This window comes from Thiobacter subterraneus, from assembly GCF_055379455.1.
This window is the reverse complement of sequence record NZ_AP042402.1, coordinates 522,955-540,185: the sequence shown is the minus strand read 5'-3', so window position 1 is coordinate 540,185 and position 17,231 is coordinate 522,955. Positions and strand designations below refer to the sequence as shown.

Sequence of the window (17,231 nt, the reverse complement as noted above, 5' to 3'; positions counted from 1 at the left end):
TCACGCGCGGGCCTCCTCACGGGCAGACTGGGGATCCATGTCCGGCGGCACCGGCAGGTCGCGCGGCGGCTCCGGCGGGGTGGCGGCCTGGCGCAGCTGGTAGACATAGGCGAGCACCTGGGCCACCGCCGTGTACAGCCGCTGGGGCACCTCGTCGCCCACCTCCGTGTGGCGGTACAGGGCGCGCGCCAGGGCAGGCGCCTCCACCACGGGCACGTGGTGCTCCCGCGCCAGCTCCACGATGCGGCTGGCGAGCAGGGCCGAGCCCTTGGCCACCACCTGGGGCGCGGCCATGCGTTTTTCCTCGTAGCGCAGGGCCACGGCGAAATGGGTCGGGTTGGTCACCACCACCTGGGCCTTGGGCACTTCCGCCATCATGCGCCGGCGTGCCGCCTCCCGCTGCATGGCGCGAATGCGGCTCTTGATCTGGGGATCGCCTTCCGATTCCTTCACCTCCTGCCGCACTTCCTCCTTGGTCATGCGCAGGCTCTTGGCGTAATGCCAGAACTGAAAGGGCACGTCGGCGATCACCAGAAAGACGAAGGCGCCCACTACGATCAGCGCGGTGGAGGCGACCAGGGAACCCACGTGACGGATGGCCACCGGCAGCGGCTCGCCCGGCAGGGCAAAGAAACTGTCCATGGATTGCCAGATGACCCAGGCCGCCACGCCGCCGATGAGCAGGCTTTTGAGGACTGCCTTGGCCAGTTCCACCAGCGCGTTCACGGAAAACATGCGGCGCAGGCCGCCAACGGGATCGAGGCGGGAGAAATTGGGCGTCAGAGGCTTGAGGGTAAAGTTCCAGCCGGACAGCAGGAGTGGTGCCAGCACGCTGGCCAGCAGCAGGGCCAGCAAAAGCGGCAGAAAGGCCAGCAGCACGTCCAGGAACTGGGCGTAGAGACGGGCCAGCATGAGCCCGGGGTCGAACACGCTGGCCCGGTCCAGGGTGAAGCCCGTTGCCATCAGGCGGGAGAGGGCCGCCATGAAATGGTTGCCCAGCAGCATGAGCACACCCAGGGCGGTGAGCAGCTCCAAAAAGGTGGAGAGCTCCCGGGAGCGGACGACCTGCCCCTCCTCCCGTGCACGCTGGATGCGTCTGCCGGTTGCGGCTTCTGTTCGTTCTAGATCGCTGTCTTCGGCCATCCCCGTCCCCCAACGGAGCTATAGTGTATCAGCTGGGGGAAAAACACAAGATATTGTGGTCGGGCCAGGGGTGGGCTCCGGGCTGCCAGGGAGGCGGAAAAAGGGGGAAAAACCGGAAAAAGCCGGATGCGGGCGGCAGCCCTATTCGGCTTCCTCCAGCCAGGTCATCTGGATGGCTTCCAGGATTTTCTCGTTGGAGGCATTGGGGTCGTCGGCAAACCCCGGCAGTTCCATCACCCAGCGGTGCAGGTCGGTGAAGCGCACGTATTGCGGGTCCACGTCCGGGTGGGCTTCCGCCAGGGCGATGGCGATGTCACGCACGTCGGTCCATTTCATCAGTGGCCCTCCTTCACCATGTTGATGGAGTATTTGGGGATCTCGATCACGAGATCCTGGTTCATGATGATGGCCTGGCAGGACAGGCGCGAGGTGGGCTCCAGGCCCCAGGCCTTGTCCAGGAGATCCTCTTCCTGCTCCTCGGGCGGAATCAGGGATTCGTAACCCTCGCGCACGATGACGTGGCAGGTGGTGCAGGCGCAGGATTTCTCGCAGGCGTGTTCGATCTCGATGCCGTTTTCCAGCAGCGTGTCGCAAATGGTCTTGCCCGGGATGGCGTCGATGGCTGCGCCCTCGGGGCAGAGTTCCTCATGGGGGAGAACGATCAGTTGGGGCATGGCTTGTTCGGGATGGAGGGCCCGGCTAACTCACGTCCGCCAGCTTCTGGCCCGCGAGCGCCTTGCGGATGGAGGCATCCATGCGCCGCGCGGCGAAGCCCTCGGTGACCTTGTTAAGGGCGTCGATGGCGGATTTGATGGCACGGTGGTCGTTGCCGCCCAGGGTGGCACGCAACCGTTCCATGGCCGCCTCGATCTCGGCGCGCTCGCGGTCGTCGAGCAGGGTGGCGCCGTCCTCGGCCAGGGCCGATTGCACGGCCTCCAGGAGGCGCTGGCCTTCCACCTGCTGCTCGCGCAGCGCGCGCGCCAGCATATCATCCGAGGCGTGGTCGCGGGAAGCGGCCAACATGCGCGTGATGTCCTCGTCAGTGAGCCCGTAGGAGGGCTTGACCGTGATGGCGGCTTCCACTCCCGAGGTCTGTTCCCGCGCCGAAACGGACAGCAGACCGTCGGCGTCCACCTGGAAGGTGAGGCGCACCCGTGCCGCACCCGCCACCATGGGCGGGATGCCGCGCAGCTCGAAGCGGGCGAGGGACCGGCAATCGCTCACCAGCTCCCGTTCCCCCTGCACCACATGGAAGCTCATGGCGGTCTGGCCATCCTTGAAAGTGGTGAAGTCCTGGGCGCGGGCGATGGGAATGGGCGAGTTGCGGGGAATGATTTTCTCCACCAGCCCGCCCATGGTCTCGATGCCCAGGGACAGGGGAATCACGTCCAGGAGCAGCATGTCGTCGGCCTTGTTGCCGGCCAGCACGTTGGCCTGGATGGCAGCCCCCAGGGCGACCACCTTGTCCGGGTCCAGGTTGTTCAGGGGCTCCTGGCCGAAGAACTCGGCCACCGCCCGCTGCACCGGCGGCATGCGTGTGGCGCCGCCCACCATCACCACGCCCTGTATGTCCTTGGGTGTGAGGCCGGCATCGCGCAGGGCCTTGCGCACCGGGACGAGCGTCTTCTGCACCAGGCTGCGGGTGAGCTCGGCGAAACGCTCACTGGTCAGGACCAGATCCACCGTCTCGCCGGTGGAGAGCACCGCGGTGAAGCGCGTCTCCGGATGGAAGGTGAGCTCCTCCTTCACCTCCCGTGCCTTGGTCATGAGCAGGCGGTTGTCCTCGGCGTTGAGCTGGGACAGGTTGGCCTGTTCCAGCACCCAGCAGTAGATGCGGCGGTCGAAATCGTCGCCGCCCAGGGCCGAATCCCCCGCCGTGGCGAGCACTTCGAACACGCCCTTCTGCAGGCGCAGGATGGAAATGTCGAAAGTGCCGCCGCCCAGGTCATAGACCGCATAGATACCCTCGGAGGCATTGTCCAGGCCGTAGGCCACGGCCGCGGCAGTGGGTTCGTTGAGCAGCCGCAGCACGTTGAGTCCGGCCAGCCGCGCAGCGTCCTTGGTGGCCTGGCGCTGGGCATCGTCGAAATAGGCGGGCACGGTGATCACCGCGCCCACCAGCTCGCCCCCGAGGGCCTTCTCCGCACGCTGGCGCAGCACCTTGAGGATTTCCGCCGACACCTCCACCGGACTCTTCACCCCGGCGACGGTGCGCAACTGCACCATGCCCGGCGCATCCACGAACTGGTAGGGCAATTCGTGGATGTGTTCGATGTCCTTCAGGCCCCGTCCCATGAAGCGTTTCACCGAGACGATGGTGTTGCGGGGATCCAGGCACTGATGCAACTGCGCCTCGTAACCCACCTCGGTGCGGCCGTCCGGCAGATAGCGCACCACCGAGGGCAGGAGGCTGCGCCCCTGCTCGTCGTTGATCACCACGGCCAGGCCGCTGCGCACCGTGGCCACCAGGGAATTGGTGGTGCCCAGGTCGATGCCCACCGCCAGCCGGTGCTGGTGGGGGGCGGTACTCATGCCGGGTTCGGCGATTTGTAGCAGTGCCATGGTTTTCCTGAGTGGGTGGGAAATGGGGACGCTTTTCGCGCAGGCCGGGCGCGCGGCGGTTCCTCAACTTTCCAGCGCCTCGAGGGCGGTGTGGATCTCGTCCTTCAGTTTCTCGAAAAAGCGCAGCTTGCGCACGGTGGCGGCGGCGCCGGCATAGTCGTGCTGCACGTCGATTTGCCGCGCCAGCTCGCTTTCCAGCTCGTGCATTTCCTTGCGCAGCTTGGCGGCCAGGTGATCGAGCTCGCCGATCTCGCCGGCTTCCCGCGCCTCGCCGATGGCTTCCCGCCATTCCATCTGCGCCATCAGGAAATCGGCCGGCATGGCCGTGTTGGTTTCCTCTTCCGTTTCCACGCCGTGGAGCCGCAACAGGTAACGGGCCCGCGCCACGGGGTCCTTCAGCGTCCGGTAGGCCTCGTTGACATGGGTGGCCCACTGCATGGAAAGCCTTTTCTCCGCATCCGAGGCATGGGCGAACCGGTCCGGATGCACCTGCGCCTGCAGGTCACGGAAGGCCTGATCCACCCGCCCCGGATCGATGCCGAAGGCGGGTTCCAGGCCGAACAGTTCGAAATGGTTGCGGGAGAAGTCGATCATCGGCCTTCAATTGCAGCAGGCAACGGGCGCGGCCCGCAGCGAAACGGCGGCAGCCTTGCGTCCATGCGGGGCGGCGGACCCTCACACGTTGAAGGATTCGCCGCAGCCGCAGGTGTCCTTGACGTTGGGGTTGTTGAACTTGAACCCCTCGTTCAGCCCCTCGCGCGCGTAGTCGAGCTCCGTGCCGTCCAGATAGACCAGGCTCTTGGGATCCACGAAGATCTTCACGCCATGGCTTTCGAAGGCCTGATCCTCGGGCCGCTCCTCGTCGGCGAACTCGAGTACGTAGGCCAGACCGGAGCAGCCCGTGGTGCGCACACCCAGGCGCAGTCCCAGTCCCTTGCCGCGTTTGGCGAGGAAATTCCTGACGTGGGTCGCCGCCTTTTCCGTCAACGTGATGGCCATGTCCTGCCTCTCCGGGACGTTCACTTGGCGGCTGCCGCTTCCGCCGGCGCGTCGCTGTCCAGGCCGTGCTTCTTCTTGTAGTCGGCCACGGCCGCCTTGATGGCGTCCTCCGCCAGGATGGAGCAGTGGATCTTCACCGGCGGCAGGGCGAGCTCCTCGGCGATCTGGGTGTTCTTGATCTGCAGCGCCTGATCCAGGGTCTTGCCCTTCACCCACTCGGTGACCAGGGAGCTGGAGGCGATGGCCGAGCCACAGCCATAGGTCTTGAACCGGGCATCCTCGATGATGCCGTCCTTGTTGACCTTGATTTGGAGCTTCATCACGTCGCCGCAGGCCGGCGCGCCGACCATGCCGGTGCCGACCGACTCGTCATCCTTGTTGAAGGACCCCACGTTGCGGGGATTTTCGTAGTGGTCGAGAACCTTGTCGCTGTATGCCATGACGTACTCCTTTCAACAGGGTCGGTGATAACACTCAGTGGGCGGCCCACTGGATGGAATTGAGATCGATGCCTTCCTTGTACATCTCCCACAAGGGCGAAAGCTCGCGCAGCTTGGCGATCTTGCGCTTGACCAAGTCGATGGTGTAGTCGATCTCCTCCTCGGTGGTGAAGCGCCCGATGGTGAACCGGATCGAGCTGTGCGCCAGTTCGTCGCTGCGCCCCAGGGACTTGAGCACGTAGGAGGGCTCCAGGCTCGCCGAGGTGCACGCGGAACCGCTGGAGACGGCCACGTCCTTGATCGCCATGATCAGGGATTCGCCTTCCACGTAGGCGAAGCTCACGTTCAGGTTGTGGGGCACGCGCCGTTCCATGTCGCCGTTGACATAGACTTCCTCGATCTCGCTCAGGCCTTTCCACAGCTTGTCCCGCAGCATGCGGATGCGCTCGTTCTCGGTGGCCATCTCCGCCTGGGCGATGGCGAAGGCTTCGCCCATGCCCACGATCTGGTGGGTGGCCAGGGTGCCGGAACGCAGGCCGCGTTCGTGGCCGCCGCCGTGCATCTGCGCCTCCAGGCGCACCCGCGGCTTGCGCCGCACGTAGAGGGCGCCGATGCCCTTGGGACCATAGGTCTTGTGGGCCGAGAAAGACATCAGGTCCACCTTCAGCCGGCTGAGGTCGATGGGTACCTTGCCCGTGGCCTGGGCCGCATCCACGTGGAAGATCACGCCGCGCTCGCGGCAGATCTCGCCCAGTTTCTCGATGTCCTGGATCACCCCGATTTCGTTGTTCACGAACATCACCGAGGCGAGGATGGTGTCCGGGCGCAGGGCGGCCTGGAATTTTTCCAGGTCCAGCAGGCCGTTGGCTTCGGGGGCGAGGTAGGTCACCTCGAAGCCCTGACGCTCCAGCTCGCGGCAGGTGTCCAGCACCGCCTTGTGTTCCGTTTTCACGGTGACGATGTGCCGGCCCTTGCCCTTGTAGAAATGGGCCGCGCCCTTCAGGGCCAGGTTGTTGGACTCGGTGGCGCCGGAGGTCCAGATGATTTCCTTGGGATCGGCATTGACCAGGGCTGCCACCTGTTCACGGGCGTGCTCCACGGCCTTTTCCGCTTCCCAGCCGAAGGCATGGGAGCGCGAGGCCGGATTGCCGAATTTCTCCGTGAGGTAGGGAATCATCTTTTCCGCGACCCGCGGGTCCACCGGCGTGGTGGCCGAGTAGTCCAGATAAATCGGAAGTTTCAGCATCGGGATCGGTCCTTTCCTGCTCTGTCCATGCCCGCCGTCACCGGTTTCAGGCGACGGCCGCCTTGTTGTCGGAAGCCTCGCGTGCGTCACGCATCACCGCCACCTTGGCGGCCTGGGCCTGCTGGGCGGCCACCAGGTCGGCCAGGGTCACCGACTCGAGATAGTTGTAGATGTGGCGGTTCAGATTGGTCCACAGTTCGTGGGTCATGCAGCGTTCCCCTTCCAGGCAGTCGCCCAGCCCGCCGCACTGGGTGGCATCCACCGGCTCGTCCACGGCGCGGATGATATCCGCCACCGACACCGCCGAGGTGGCCTTGGCCAGCGTATAACCGCCACCCGGTCCGCGCACGCTGTCCACCAGGTTGTGGCGGCGCAGCTTGCCGAACAGCTGCTCCAGGTAGGAAAGGGAGATTTTCTGGCGCTCACTGATGCCGGCCAGGGTGACGGGACCATTCCCGTCGCGCAGGGCGAGATCCAGCATGGCAGTGACCGCAAAGCGTCCTTTGGTTGTGAGTCTCATGGCAAATTCCCCGGTTTGTCTGACATCAATGCCCCAAAGGGGCGGCATCACGAAAGCCTGTCTGGGCACCGCCGCCCGCCGCTGGGGTGGGTGACGGTCGCTTCCAGAGTGTTCTTAAGCTACCGTTCCCGAGCATTTTAGTCAACTATTTTGTTCAAATAGTTCACGTCGAACCGGTCCTCCGGCAGCGCCGACGGGTCCAGGGAAACCCCCAGCTGCTGCAGGGCCTTGAGCATCGCCTCCATGCGCCGGTCGTTGGCGGCGATGTGGTCCAGGATGGCGTGGATCGCCTTCACCATCGGATCGTTCATGTCCTGACTGATGGCATAGGCGGAGAAGCCCATCTTTTCCGCCGTGGCCGCCCGCTGCCGCGCCTGCTCGCTGTCCAGGATGCGCGCCGGGATGCCCACCGCGGTCGCCCCCGCCGGCACGTCCTTCACGACCACCGCGTTGGAGCCGATCTTGGCGCCGTCGCCGATCTGGATCGGGCCCAGCACCTTGGCGCCGGCGCCGATGACTACGCCCTTGCCCAGGGTGGGGTGGCGCTTGCCTTTCTTCCACGTCGTGCCCCCCAGGGTGACGCCGTGATAGAGCGTGCAGTCATCGCCGATTTCCGCCGTCTCCCCAATGACCACGCCCATGCCATGGTCGATGAACACCCGGCGGCCGATCACCGCCGCCGGGTGGATTTCCACCCCGGTGAGCCAGCGGCTGATGTGGGCCACGAAACGGGCCAGCCATTTCAGGCCCAGATTCCACAGACGGTGGGCGAGGCGGTGGATGAGCAGCGCGTGCACCCCCGGATAGGTGGTGAGAATTTCCCACGTGGAGCGCGCTGCGGGATCGCGCTCGAAAACGACGGCAATGTCTTCGCGCAGATGCTTGAACACGGCAGGGGCCAGGCCTTATCCAGAGGTAAAAGTCTATTATAGGGAAGTTGACTAAATCAGTCCACTTTCCCTTTGCCCTTTGGATGGGCCTGCTTGAGGATCCCCAACAGGATGGAGAGCTCCTCTTTTTGCAGCCCGCAGCGGTCGAACAGGCGGCGCAGGCGGGGCATGAGCCGCTTGGGATGGGCCGGATCCAGAAACCCAATGGCGATCAGGGTTTCCTCCAGACGGCGGTAGAAATACGCCATCTCGGCAAGGCTCACCCGGGCCAGCGGGGCAGGCAGGGGCGTCTCGCCCAGGGCCGTCAGGCGCAGCTCATAGGCCATGACCTGCACCGCGGCCGCGAGATTGAGCGAGGGATACGCTGGATCGGCCGGCAGGGTCACCAGGCGCTGGCAGCGGGAGAGCTCGGCGTTGGACAGCCCGAAAGTCTCGTTGCCGAACACCAGGGCGACCGGCTGGCTGTGTGCCAGGGCCAGAAGCTCCGGGGCGGCCTGGCGTGCCTCCAGGGGCGGCTGGGCGAGTTCCCGCGTGCGTCTGGTGAGCCCGGCCGCCAGCACGCAGTCTTGCAGGGCCTCCTCCAGGGTCGCGTGGACCTCGGCCCCTTCCAGAATGTCGGTTGCTCCCGCGGCCAGGGCATTGGCCTCCGGATGGGGAAAATGCCGGGGTGCCACCAGCTTGAGACGGTTAAGACCCATGGTCTTCATGGCGCGCGCGGCGGCGCCGATGTTGCCGGGATGGCTGGGACGGCACAGCACCACGTGCACCCGGGCGAGGGCCGCGAGACGGGCCTCCCGGGCGAGTTCCTCTGGGGTGGGATTCAATTTACAATGCGCAGCTCGTTCTTTTCCGGGCCCGGCACGCGGCGCGGTCCAGGTGGGCCGCAGCATCCCGGGCGCACACAAGCCGAAGGTCTCCCATGCATCCCATGCTCAACATCGCGGTGAAGGCCGCGCGTCGTGCCGGCCACATCATCAACCGCGCCTCCCAGGACCTGGATCTGCTGACGGTGCGCAGCAAGAGTCACAACGAGTTCGTGAGCGAAGTGGATCACGCGGCGGAGGAGGTGATCGTGGAGACCCTGCTGTCCGCCTATCCGGATCACGCGATTCTAGCAGAGGAGCGTGGTGCCCAAGGCCGCTCGGACTACGTCTGGATCATCGATCCCCTGGATGGCACCACCAATTTCCTCCACGGCTTTCCCCAGTATGCCGTGTCCATTGCATTGAGCCACCGGGGCGTGCTCACCCAGGCGGTGGTCTATGATCCCACCCGCAACGAGCTCTTCACCGCCAGCCGGGGACGGGGCGCCTTCCTCAACGACCGGCGCATCCGGGTCAGCCGCCGCACCAAGCTGCAGGAAGCCCTGATCGGCACCGGCTTTCCTTTCCGGGAGCTGTCCTTTCTCGAACCCTATCTCAGGATTTTCGGCGAGCTTCTGCCCAAGACCGCGGGGCTGCGTCGCCCGGGCTCGGCGGCGCTGGATCTGGCCTACGTGGCGGCGGGGCGCTACGACGGCTTCTTCGAGGCCGGGCTCAAGCCCTGGGATATGGCCGCCGGCGCCCTGCTGATCCTGGAGGCCGGCGGCCTGATCGGTGATTTCCAGGGCGAAGACGGCTACCTGGAAACCGGCAACGTGGTGGGCGGCAATCCCAAGGTGTTTGCCCAGTTGCTGCAGGTGATCCAGAGCCACACCCAGGGAGCGTGATGGCCCGCATCATGGACGGGACGCTGGCCCAACATACGCCCATGATGCAGCAGTATCTGCGCATCAAGGCGGAGTATCCGGACACGCTCCTGTTCTACCGCATGGGCGACTTCTATGAGCTGTTCTACGAGGACGCCGAGCGCGCCGCGCAGCTCCTGGACATCACCCTGACCACCCGGGGCATGTCCGCCGGCCAGCCCATCACCATGGCCGGGGTGCCCGTGCAGTCGGTGGAACAGTATCTGGCCCGGCTGGTGAAGCTGGGACTGTCGGTGGCCATCTGTGAACAGGTGGGCGAGGTCACGGGCGCCCGGGGGCCCGTGGAGCGCAAGGTCACCCGGGTCGTGACACCGGGCACGCTCACCGATGCGGCGCTCCTCGACGACCGGCAGGAAGCCTACCTGATGGCCCTGGCGCCGGCGCCGGGACGCTGGGGGGTGGCCTGGCTGTCCCTGGCGGCGGGCCGCTTCTGGGTGGCGGAAGTGGCGCCCGGGGAGCTCGCTGCCCTGCTGGAGCGGGTGCGCCCCGCCGAGCTGCTGCTGCCGGAGACCCTGGCCGAGCCGCCGGCCACGCGCGCCGCATTGCGTCGCCTGCCGCCCTGGCAGTTCGATGCGGACGGCGGGCGGGCCCTGCTGTGCCAGCAGTTCGGCACGCGCGATCTGGCCGGCTTCGGTGCGGAGGGGCTGGAAGCCGCCATCGCCGCCGCCGGCGCGCTCATGGGTTACCTGCGCCAGACCCAGCTTGCGGCGCTGCCCCACATCACCAACCTGCGTGTCGAGCAGCCGGCCACCTACGTCCTGCTGGATCCGGCCACCCGCCGCAACCTGGAACTCACGGAGACTTTGCGCGGTGAGCGCGAGCCTACCCTGCTGTCGGTGCTGGATGCCACCTCGGGCGCCATGGGCGGGCGGCTGCTGCGCCACTGGCTGCATCATCCCCTGCGCGACCGGCTGGAGCTGCGCGCGCGCCTCGATGCGGTGGGGGCGCTGGTGGAAGCGGGACCGGAACCGATCCGGCAGCGCCTTGCGCGCATCGCCGACATCGAACGCATCGCCGGACGCATCGCCCTGCGTTCGGCGCGGCCGCGGGATCTCGCCGCCCTGCGCGACAGTCTTGCCGTGCTGCCGGACCTGGCGGCTGTGCTCAAGCGCTTCGACAGTCCGCGCCTCGTGCAGCTTGCCCGAGACAGCGTGCCGCGCGAAGCCCTGCACACGTTGCTCTCGCAGGCGCTGCAGGCGGAACCGGCGGCCTCGGTGCGCGATGGCGGTGTGATCAAGGACGGCTGGGATGCCGAGCTCGACGAGCTGCGCGCGCTGCAGAACCACTGCGGCGATTTCCTGCTGGAGCTGGAAGCCCGCGAGAAGGCTCGCACCGGCATCGCCAATCTCAAGGTCGAATTCAACCGGGTGCATGGCTTCTACATCGAGGTTGGCAAGGCCCAGGCGGACCGGGTGCCGGAGGATTACCGGCGGCGGCAGACCCTCAAGCACGCGGAGCGCTACATCACGCCGGAACTCAAGGCTTTCGAGGACAGGGCGCTCTCGGCCCAGGAGCGGGCGCTGGCGCGCGAGCGCCAGCTCTACGAAGACCTGCTGGAGCGCCTGCAGCCGGAGATCGCGTCGCTGCAGCGCCTGGCGCAGGCGGTGGCGGAGCTGGACGTCTTGTGCGCCCTGGCCGACCGCGCCCTGGCCTACGGCTACGTGGCGCCGGAATTCACGGATGCGCCGCGCATCGAGATCACGGGCGGGCGGCATCCGGTGGTGGAGCGGCAGGTGGACCATTTCATCCCCAACGATCTCGTGCTCTCGCCCGCGCGCCAGATGCTGCTCATCACCGGCCCCAACATGGGTGGCAAGTCCACCTACATGCGCCAGACCGCCCTCATCGTCCTGCTGGCCCACATCGGCAGCTTCGTGCCCGCGCAGCGGGCGCTGATCGGGCCGGTGGACCGCATCTTCACCCGCATCGGCGCTGCCGACGACCTGGCCTCCGGCCGCTCCACCTTCATGGTGGAAATGACCGAGACCGCCAACATCCTGAACAACGCCACGAAGGAGAGCCTGGTGCTGCTGGACGAGATCGGGCGCGGCACGTCCACCTTCGACGGTCTGGCCCTGGCCCACGCCGTGGCGCGCCATCTGGCCGGGAAGGTGGGCTGCTATACGCTGTTTGCCACCCACTATTTCGAACTGACGCGGCTCGCCCAGGAATTTCCCCAGATCGCCAACGTGCACCTGTCGGCGGTGAAGCACAGGGATCGCATCGTGTTCCTGCACGCCGTGGAGGAGGGGCCCGCCAGCCAGAGCTATGGACTGGAGGTGGCCCAACTCGCCGGCGTGCCCGCCAGCGTGATCCAGCAGGCGCGGCGTTATCTCGTCAGCCTGGAGAACCAGGCCGTGTCAGAAAGCGGCCAGGGCGATCTGTTCGCCAATGTGCCGGCGCCGGCGCCCCATCCGATCCTGGAGCGACTGCGCGAGGTGGATCCGGACGCGCTGTCACCCCGCGCGGCACTGGAGCTTGTCTATCAGCTGCGCGCCCTGCTCGACTGAAGGCGGGTGCAAAAAAACGCCGGGCATGCCCGGCGTTTTTCTGGCGGCCAGTGAGTGTGCCGGTCAGTGGGAATGTCCGTGGGGACCATGCACATGCCCGTGGGCGATCTCCTCGGGCGTGGCCGGACGCACGTCGGTCACCGTGCAGGAGAAGTGCAGGGTGCGGCCCGCGAGGGGATGATTGCCATCCACCACGACGGTGTCCTCGGTCACGTCGGTGACGGTGTAGAGAATCATCTCGTCGGAACCCTCCGCGCCGCCCTCGAACTGCATGCCCACCTGGATGTCGGCCACCGGGAACACGCTGCGGGGCTCTACCCGTACCAGGGAGGCATCGTACTCGCCGAAGGCGTCTTCCGGTTCCAGGGTCACGGACAGGGTGTCACCCGGCTGCATGCCCTGCAGCTTTTCTTCCACCAGAGGGAAGATGTTGTCGTAGCCGCCGTGCAGGTAGCTGATGGGTTCCTTGGATTCCTCCAGCACGTTGCCCTTGCTGTCGGAGAGGCAATAGGTCAGGCTGACCACGGAATTTTTCACGATTTGCATGAGTGCATTTCCTTGATGAGTGCCAGCACCTCCTGCGCATGGCCCCTGGGATTGACCCCGTAGAGGGCATGCCGGACGATGCCTTTCTTGTCGATGATGAAGGTGGAGCGAACGATACCCATTTTCTTCACTCCGTCCTTCTCTTTCTCCTGCCACACGCCGTACTTCTGGCAGGCTTCGCCTTCCGTATCGGCCAGCAGACGCACGGTGAGCCCGTGCTTGTCGCGGAAGGCGGCATGGCTGATGCAGTCGTCGCGCGACACCCCGATCACCACCGTGTCCAGGTTGGCCAGCTCGTCTTCGATGTCGCTGAACTCGATGGCTTCGATGGTGCAGCCCGGGGTGTCGTCCTTGGGATAGAAGTAGAGCACCACGTTCTTCTTTCCCCTGAAGTCGGACAGCTTGACCATCTCCATGTCCGCGTCGGGAAGATCGAAATCGGGTGCGGTGCTTCCTGCCTGCAACATAACATCCCCTGCCTGGGTGACTTTTGCCGCGAGCCCCCGGTTACGCCGGGCGTTGCAGCCCAAGTCTCGGGCCATTCTAAACCATTTCCGGGGGCGCACAAGAAAACCCGCGGCACCCCTGGTCGGGCAAAGGCGCACCGTATAATGCGCCCATGACCAAACGATTGCTTGGCGCCCTCACACCCCGTCAGTTCCTGACGCGCCACTGGCAGAAAGCACCGCTTTTCGTGCCCCGGGCCCTGCCGGACTTTCGCGATCTCTTAACGCCCGGCGAGCTGATGGCGCTGGCTGGGCGGGACGACGTCCAGGCGCGTCTGGTCACGGAGCGCGACGGGGTCTGGAGCGTGCGCCATGGGCCGCTGTCCGCCCGGGATTTCGGCGGGCTGAAGGGGGCGCGCTGGTCCCTGCTGGTGCAGGGCATCGATCAGGTGCTGCCGGAAGGCAAGGCCCTTTTGCAGGCCTTCTCCTTCATTCCCCACGCGCGGCTGGACGATCTCATGGTCAGCTTCGCGCCGGCAGGGGGCGGGGTGGGGCCCCATTTCGATTCCTACGACGTGTTTCTGCTCCAGGGGCTGGGCCACAAACGCTGGCAGATTAGCGGCCAGCACGACCGCAGCCTCGTGCCTGATGCACCCCTGCGCATCCTGCGGCGTTTCCGTCCGGAACAGGAATGGACGGTGGGTGCCGGCGACCTGCTCTACCTGCCTCCCAAGTATGCCCATTACGGGGTGGCACTGGACGACTGTCTCACCTACTCCATCGGCTTTCGTGCGCCTTCCGCCCAGGAGCTGGTGACCCAGTTTCTCGCCTACCTGGAAGAAAACCTGCAGGTCACGGGCATGTACGAGGACCCGGATCTCGCAACCCAGCGGCATCCGGCCGAAATCGGGGAGGCCATGCTGGACAGGGTGGCGCACATGCTCGAGGCCATCCGCTGGGACCGGGCGCAGGTGGCGGACTTCCTGGGGCGCTACCTGACCGAACCCAAGCCCTACGTGTTTTTCGAGCCGCCGTCGCGGCCGCTCGGCTACGCCGCCTTCGCGCGCGCGGCGCGGGCGCGGGGGGTGCGGCTGTCCCTCAAGAGCCTGATGCTGTTTCACGGCGCCACCGTGTTCATCAATGGCGAGGCGCTGCGTGTCTCGGCCGCCCTGCGCCCCTGGCTCGCCCGTCTCGCGGACACGCGCGAGCTGGCCGGGCTAGGGGAAGCACCCGAGGCGCTGCTAAAGCTTCTCCACGAATGGTACCGGGACGGGTGGCTTGAGCCGGCACCGGCGCGGGGGCGGCATGGCTGAAGACGGGGCGAGCGAGGGGACGTTCGGCCTTCCCTCGGGCTACCGCGCCGCCATCGACCGCCTGGTCCTGGCGGCGCGCCGGCAGATCTGCATCTTCGACCGCGATCTGGCCGGGGCGGGCTTCAACGATCCCGACCGCAGCGAGGCCCTGCGCCGGTTCCTGCTCATGGGTCGCGACAACCGCCTGCGCATCGTCCTCCACGACACGGCAGCGCTGCCCCGCCGCGAACCGCGTCTGATGAACCTGTTGCGCCAGTTTAGTCATGCCATCAGCATCCACGAAACGGAGCGCGAGGCCCGCAGCCTCTACGATGGCATCATGGTGGCGGACGCGGTGCATTACGTGCACCGCTTTCATTTCGACCACCCGCGCGGGACCTGGGGCCTCGATCAGCCGGAGCGTGCCCAGGCGCTGAGCCGCCGCTTCGAGGAAATCTGGCAGGCGTCCCGGCCGGCGCTGGCCGCCACCACCCTCGGCCTGTAAACCGGGCGCTTGCCACTTACATTTTCCCGGCAGGTTGCTATAATTCCGCGCGTCGGTCGAGGATTGCGTAGTACGAAGGCCGATCAGGTTCGCTTTGTTTTAACTTTAGCTAAAGGGAAACATAATGAAATACTCCGTCCTGCTCGCTGCTCTGCTGGCCGTGTCGCTTTCTGCCTGCGGCAAGAAAGAAGAAGCTGCTGCGCCGGCCGCGGAAGCGCCCGCGCCGGCCGCGGAAGCGCCCGCGCCCGCCGCTGCTCCGGCTCCGGCGCCGGCGCCCGCTGCTCCGGCTCCCGAGGCTGCTGCGCCGGCCGCTCCTGCCGAGGGCGCTGCCGCGCCGGCCGCTCCTGCCGGAGGCGCTGCCGCGCCGGCCGCTCCCGCGGAAGAGAAGAAGTAATCTCCTTCCAGGAGCAGAAAAAAGCCGGGCCCTGCCCGGCTTTTTTCATGCCTTTTTCCTATAGCACCTGCCGCCAGTCGAGGCCCGCATCCTGGTCGGCGATGGCGATCCAGTCCGCTTCACAGCCTAGCACCCCGGCCAGGGCCTGCCGCGCCAGGGCCGGCCGGTTGTTGGTGCGCGAAAGATGGGCGGCGACGATGTGCTGCAATCGCCGCGTGTCGAGCCCCGCCAGCAACGCTGCCGCCGCCGCGTTGCTCAGGTGGCCGTAGTCACCCGCCACCCGCCGCTTGAGGGCGGGCGGATAGGGGCCTGCGGCGAGCAGGTCCGCGTCATGGTTGCATTCCAGGACGAGGGCATCGACGCCGTCGAGCATGGCTTCGATGTGGGGCGTGCTGCGGCCCACGTCGGTGAGCACGCCCAGGCGGCGCGTGCCGTCGCTGAACACGAACTGGGCGGGTTCGCGCGCATCATGGGGGACGGGAAAGGGCTGGATCAAGAGATCACCCACCGCGAAGGGGTGGTGGGTGTCGAACAGGTGGAATTCCTCCGGCAGCTGGCCCGTCGCCGCCAGGTGCAGATGGGTGCCGTGGCTCAACCACACCGGCAGGCCAAACTTGGCCGCGAGCCGGAACACGCCCCGGACGTGGTCGCCATGTTCGTGGGTGACCAGGATCGCACTCAGGTCGGCGGGCGTGCGGCCCAGGCGGGCGAGCCGCGCCGCGGTTTCCCTCAGGTTGAAGCCGCAGTCCAGAAGCAGGCGCGTATCACCCGACTCGACCAGGAGGGCGTTGCCCTCGCTGCCACTGCCGAGGCAGGCGAAACGCATTACTTCAGCTGCTCATACAGGAGATTGAGGATCTTGCCGGCGGTTTCCGATTTGTCCGGCACGCCCTGCTTGTCCTCGATGCTGACGCGGGTGGTTTCGTTGCCTTCCGTCACGCGCACGCGGAACTCTTCGGGTTTCTGCTGCTTGTCGCGACTGCGCCAGAAGGCGAGTTTGGAGAACCAGCCGTCGTCCTTCTTTCTGGTGTCTTCCGCTTCCGGGTCCAGGTAACGCACGTAGTAGATGCCCTGGGAGCGGTCCCGATCCACCACGGTGAAACCGACCCGGTCCAGGGCCAGACCCACGCGCCGCCAGGCCCGGTCGAAGGCGTCATCGAGGACCAGACTGGTGCTGCCGTCGGTGCCGCGGTCGAGCCGGGCGCGGTCCACGTCCTTGCTGGTGGCGAGCAGGGTCTTGCTGCGGCTTTCCTCGACGCCGAAGCGCACCATCAGCCGACGCAGCATTTCCGCCTCCAGCTCGGGATCGGGCGGCCGGGGCTGCCAGATGGTGCGCTGGCCGCCATCGCCGCCCTCGAGGACTTCATACATGCCCCGGTGGCTGATATAGACCTCGGTGGTGCCCGGTTCCTTGCCCGGCTCCAGGCGGGTGCGGAACTTGTCCCGCTCGGCGGTGGAATAGAGGCTGTCCAGCACCTTGCCCAGGATGTTGCGGATGAAATCCTGGGGAATCTTGGCCCGGTTTTCCGCCCAGTCGGTTTCCATGATGCCCGCTTCCGGCTGTTCGGTCTTGATGATGAAGCCCAGCTCCTGCCAGAAGTCCCGCACCACCGGCCAGACCTGTTCCGGCGGGGCCTTGACCACCAGCCAGCGCTGGCTGCCCGCCCGCTCCACGCGGACGTTGGCCAGGTCGGGCAGGAGGTTGCCTGCCGTGGCGCTGGCGGTGGCCGGCCGTCCCTGGCGTTCCTGCTGGTAAGCCGACAGGGTGGCGCTGCCCCGCGGCGTGATGTCGGGCACCACGTAGCGGTCGTCCGGGGTGGTGGCGGTGAGATCGGGCGGGACGTCCAGGGGCGGGATCTTGCCCGCGGACTTGTAGTCGATCTTTTTGGTCTCCAGCGACATGGAACAGCCGCCGAAGCCGAGGGTGGCGGCCAGCAGCAGCGCCATTCCGGATGTGAAACCTCGTTTCATGCTGCGTTCTTCCTTGGGGC

20 protein-coding genes are annotated in these 17,231 nt (G+C 66.4%); 5 read left to right on the top strand and 15 right to left on the bottom strand.

Annotated features, from left to right (window positions below; all coding sequences use genetic code 11):
* The 11 genes from flhB to ACZ42P_RS02785 form a co-directional block, all read right to left on the bottom strand.
* Window positions 1-1,143, bottom strand: coding sequence for a flagellar biosynthesis protein FlhB (gene flhB, locus ACZ42P_RS02835; protein WP_464898593.1), 1,143 nt, complete (start codon window positions 1,141-1,143; stop codon window positions 1-3).
* Between the two features lie 141 nt (window positions 1,144-1,284).
* Window positions 1,285-1,479 carry a Fe-S cluster assembly protein IscX gene (iscX, locus tag ACZ42P_RS02830; protein WP_464898592.1) on the bottom strand — a complete coding sequence of 65 codons (195 nt, stop codon included), beginning with the start codon at window positions 1,477-1,479 and terminating at the stop codon, window positions 1,285-1,287.
* Window positions 1,479-1,817, bottom strand: coding sequence for an ISC system 2Fe-2S type ferredoxin (gene fdx / locus ACZ42P_RS02825; protein WP_464898591.1), 339 nt, complete (start codon window positions 1,815-1,817; stop codon window positions 1,479-1,481). The genes iscX and fdx overlap by 1 nt, the downstream gene beginning before the upstream one ends.
* Before the next feature lie 25 nt (window positions 1,818-1,842).
* Window positions 1,843-3,705, bottom strand: a complete 1,863-nt coding sequence (gene hscA, locus ACZ42P_RS02820; RefSeq protein ID WP_464898590.1) for a Fe-S protein assembly chaperone HscA — start codon at window positions 3,703-3,705, stop codon at window positions 1,843-1,845.
* Window positions 3,706-3,768: 63 nt separating this feature from the next.
* Entirely contained in the window at window positions 3,769-4,299 is a 531-nt protein-coding gene (gene hscB, locus ACZ42P_RS02815) for a Fe-S protein assembly co-chaperone HscB (RefSeq protein ID WP_464898589.1), read from the bottom strand.
* Between the two features lie 81 nt (window positions 4,300-4,380).
* Entirely contained in the window at window positions 4,381-4,704 is a 324-nt protein-coding gene (gene iscA / locus ACZ42P_RS02810) for an iron-sulfur cluster assembly protein IscA (protein WP_464898588.1), read from the bottom strand.
* 20 nt (window positions 4,705-4,724) lie between these two features.
* Entirely contained in the window at window positions 4,725-5,144 is a 420-nt protein-coding gene (iscU, locus tag ACZ42P_RS02805) for a Fe-S cluster assembly scaffold IscU (RefSeq protein ID WP_464898587.1), read from the bottom strand.
* A gap of 34 nt (window positions 5,145-5,178) precedes the next feature.
* Window positions 5,179-6,390 (bottom strand): IscS subfamily cysteine desulfurase, encoded by a 1,212-nt coding sequence (locus ACZ42P_RS02800; protein WP_464898586.1) that lies wholly within the window; start codon window positions 6,388-6,390, stop codon window positions 5,179-5,181.
* Between the two features lie 46 nt (window positions 6,391-6,436).
* Window positions 6,437-6,910: a Fe-S cluster assembly transcriptional regulator IscR gene (iscR, locus tag ACZ42P_RS02795; RefSeq protein WP_464898585.1), complete on the bottom strand. Its 474-nt coding sequence runs from the start codon at window positions 6,908-6,910 to the stop codon at window positions 6,437-6,439.
* 137 nt (window positions 6,911-7,047) lie between these two features.
* On the bottom strand, window positions 7,048-7,800 hold the full coding sequence (cysE, locus tag ACZ42P_RS02790) for a serine O-acetyltransferase (protein ID WP_464898584.1): 753 nt from the start codon (window positions 7,798-7,800) through the stop codon (window positions 7,048-7,050).
* Between the two features lie 56 nt (window positions 7,801-7,856).
* A complete protein-coding gene (locus ACZ42P_RS02785) occupies window positions 7,857-8,624 on the bottom strand; it encodes an RNA methyltransferase (protein WP_464898583.1) in 768 nt (255 codons plus the stop codon).
* A 95-nt stretch (window positions 8,625-8,719) separates the two neighbouring features.
* Between ACZ42P_RS02785 and ACZ42P_RS02780 the strand changes: the two genes are divergently transcribed.
* Window positions 8,720-9,508 (top strand): inositol monophosphatase family protein, encoded by a 789-nt coding sequence (locus tag ACZ42P_RS02780; RefSeq protein ID WP_464898582.1) that lies wholly within the window; start codon window positions 8,720-8,722, stop codon window positions 9,506-9,508.
* The gene (mutS, locus tag ACZ42P_RS02775) at window positions 9,508-12,057 is read left to right on the top strand and encodes a DNA mismatch repair protein MutS (RefSeq protein WP_464898581.1); all 2,550 of its coding nucleotides are present in this window, start codon (window positions 9,508-9,510) and stop codon (window positions 12,055-12,057) included. Before ACZ42P_RS02780 ends, mutS begins: the two co-directional genes overlap by 1 nt.
* A gap of 63 nt (window positions 12,058-12,120) precedes the next feature.
* Here mutS and ACZ42P_RS02770 read toward each other — a convergent pair whose 3' ends face one another.
* Together ACZ42P_RS02770 and ACZ42P_RS02765 are read right to left on the bottom strand one after the other, a co-directional pair.
* Window positions 12,121-12,603 carry an FKBP-type peptidyl-prolyl cis-trans isomerase gene (locus ACZ42P_RS02770; protein ID WP_464898580.1) on the bottom strand — a complete coding sequence of 161 codons (483 nt, stop codon included), beginning with the start codon at window positions 12,601-12,603 and terminating at the stop codon, window positions 12,121-12,123.
* Complete coding sequence (locus tag ACZ42P_RS02765; RefSeq protein WP_464898579.1) at window positions 12,591-13,070, bottom strand: peroxiredoxin; 480 nt, start codon at window positions 13,068-13,070, stop codon at window positions 12,591-12,593. Before ACZ42P_RS02765 ends, ACZ42P_RS02770 begins: the two co-directional genes overlap by 13 nt.
* A gap of 152 nt (window positions 13,071-13,222) precedes the next feature.
* Here ACZ42P_RS02765 and ACZ42P_RS02760 point away from each other — a divergent pair, with 152 nt between their 5' ends.
* From ACZ42P_RS02760 to ACZ42P_RS02750, 3 genes are all read left to right on the top strand, one after another.
* Window positions 13,223-14,362: a JmjC domain-containing protein gene (locus tag ACZ42P_RS02760; RefSeq protein WP_464898578.1), complete on the top strand. Its 1,140-nt coding sequence runs from the start codon at window positions 13,223-13,225 to the stop codon at window positions 14,360-14,362.
* Window positions 14,355-14,846, top strand: a complete 492-nt coding sequence (locus ACZ42P_RS02755) for a DUF7931 domain-containing protein (protein ID WP_464898577.1) — start codon at window positions 14,355-14,357, stop codon at window positions 14,844-14,846. The genes ACZ42P_RS02760 and ACZ42P_RS02755 overlap by 8 nt, the downstream gene beginning before the upstream one ends.
* 124 nt (window positions 14,847-14,970) lie before the next feature.
* Window positions 14,971-15,240, top strand: a complete 270-nt coding sequence (locus ACZ42P_RS02750; protein WP_464898576.1) for an endopeptidase — start codon at window positions 14,971-14,973, stop codon at window positions 15,238-15,240.
* A 58-nt stretch (window positions 15,241-15,298) separates the two neighbouring features.
* Here ACZ42P_RS02750 and ACZ42P_RS02745 read toward each other — a convergent pair whose 3' ends face one another.
* Window positions 15,299-16,066 (bottom strand): MBL fold metallo-hydrolase, encoded by a 768-nt coding sequence (locus ACZ42P_RS02745; protein WP_464898575.1) that lies wholly within the window; start codon window positions 16,064-16,066, stop codon window positions 15,299-15,301.
* Window positions 16,066-17,211 (bottom strand): outer membrane protein assembly factor BamC, encoded by a 1,146-nt coding sequence (gene bamC / locus ACZ42P_RS02740; protein WP_464898574.1) that lies wholly within the window; start codon window positions 17,209-17,211, stop codon window positions 16,066-16,068. The genes ACZ42P_RS02745 and bamC overlap by 1 nt, the downstream gene beginning before the upstream one ends.
* Between the last annotated feature and the right edge of the window lie 20 nt (window positions 17,212-17,231).

What these genes read in the sequence shown, in the direction of transcription:
- ACZ42P_RS02760 (WP_464898578.1), top strand. Translation starts at nt 13,223, where the DNA reads ATGACCAAACGATTGCTTGGCGCCCTCACACCCCGTCAGTTCCTGACG.
- iscX (WP_464898592.1), bottom strand. Translation starts at nt 1,479, where the DNA reads ATGAAATGGACCGACGTGCGTGACATCGCCATCGCCCTGGCGGAAGCC.
- mutS (WP_464898581.1), top strand. Translation starts at nt 9,508, where the DNA reads ATGGCCCGCATCATGGACGGGACGCTGGCCCAACATACGCCCATGATG.
- fdx (WP_464898591.1), bottom strand. Translation starts at nt 1,817, where the DNA reads ATGCCCCAACTGATCGTTCTCCCCCATGAGGAACTCTGCCCCGAGGGC.
- bamC (WP_464898574.1), bottom strand. Translation starts at nt 17,211, where the DNA reads ATGAAACGAGGTTTCACATCCGGAATGGCGCTGCTGCTGGCCGCCACC.
- hscA (WP_464898590.1), bottom strand. Translation starts at nt 3,705, where the DNA reads ATGGCACTGCTACAAATCGCCGAACCCGGCATGAGTACCGCCCCCCAC.
- ACZ42P_RS02755 (WP_464898577.1), top strand. Translation starts at nt 14,355, where the DNA reads ATGGCTGAAGACGGGGCGAGCGAGGGGACGTTCGGCCTTCCCTCGGGC.
- ACZ42P_RS02800 (WP_464898586.1), bottom strand. Translation starts at nt 6,390, where the DNA reads ATGCTGAAACTTCCGATTTATCTGGACTACTCGGCCACCACGCCGGTG.
- ACZ42P_RS02745 (WP_464898575.1), bottom strand. Translation starts at nt 16,066, where the DNA reads ATGCGTTTCGCCTGCCTCGGCAGTGGCAGCGAGGGCAACGCCCTCCTG.
- ACZ42P_RS02750 (WP_464898576.1), top strand. Translation starts at nt 14,971, where the DNA reads ATGAAATACTCCGTCCTGCTCGCTGCTCTGCTGGCCGTGTCGCTTTCT.
- iscR (WP_464898585.1), bottom strand. Translation starts at nt 6,910, where the DNA reads ATGAGACTCACAACCAAAGGACGCTTTGCGGTCACTGCCATGCTGGAT.
- iscA (WP_464898588.1), bottom strand. Translation starts at nt 4,704, where the DNA reads ATGGCCATCACGTTGACGGAAAAGGCGGCGACCCACGTCAGGAATTTC.
- iscU (WP_464898587.1), bottom strand. Translation starts at nt 5,144, where the DNA reads ATGGCATACAGCGACAAGGTTCTCGACCACTACGAAAATCCCCGCAAC.
- ACZ42P_RS02765 (WP_464898579.1), bottom strand. Translation starts at nt 13,070, where the DNA reads ATGTTGCAGGCAGGAAGCACCGCACCCGATTTCGATCTTCCCGACGCG.
- hscB (WP_464898589.1), bottom strand. Translation starts at nt 4,299, where the DNA reads ATGATCGACTTCTCCCGCAACCATTTCGAACTGTTCGGCCTGGAACCC.
- ACZ42P_RS02780 (WP_464898582.1), top strand. Translation starts at nt 8,720, where the DNA reads ATGCATCCCATGCTCAACATCGCGGTGAAGGCCGCGCGTCGTGCCGGC.
- flhB (WP_464898593.1), bottom strand. Translation starts at nt 1,143, where the DNA reads ATGGCCGAAGACAGCGATCTAGAACGAACAGAAGCCGCAACCGGCAGA.
- ACZ42P_RS02770 (WP_464898580.1), bottom strand. Translation starts at nt 12,603, where the DNA reads ATGCAAATCGTGAAAAATTCCGTGGTCAGCCTGACCTATTGCCTCTCC.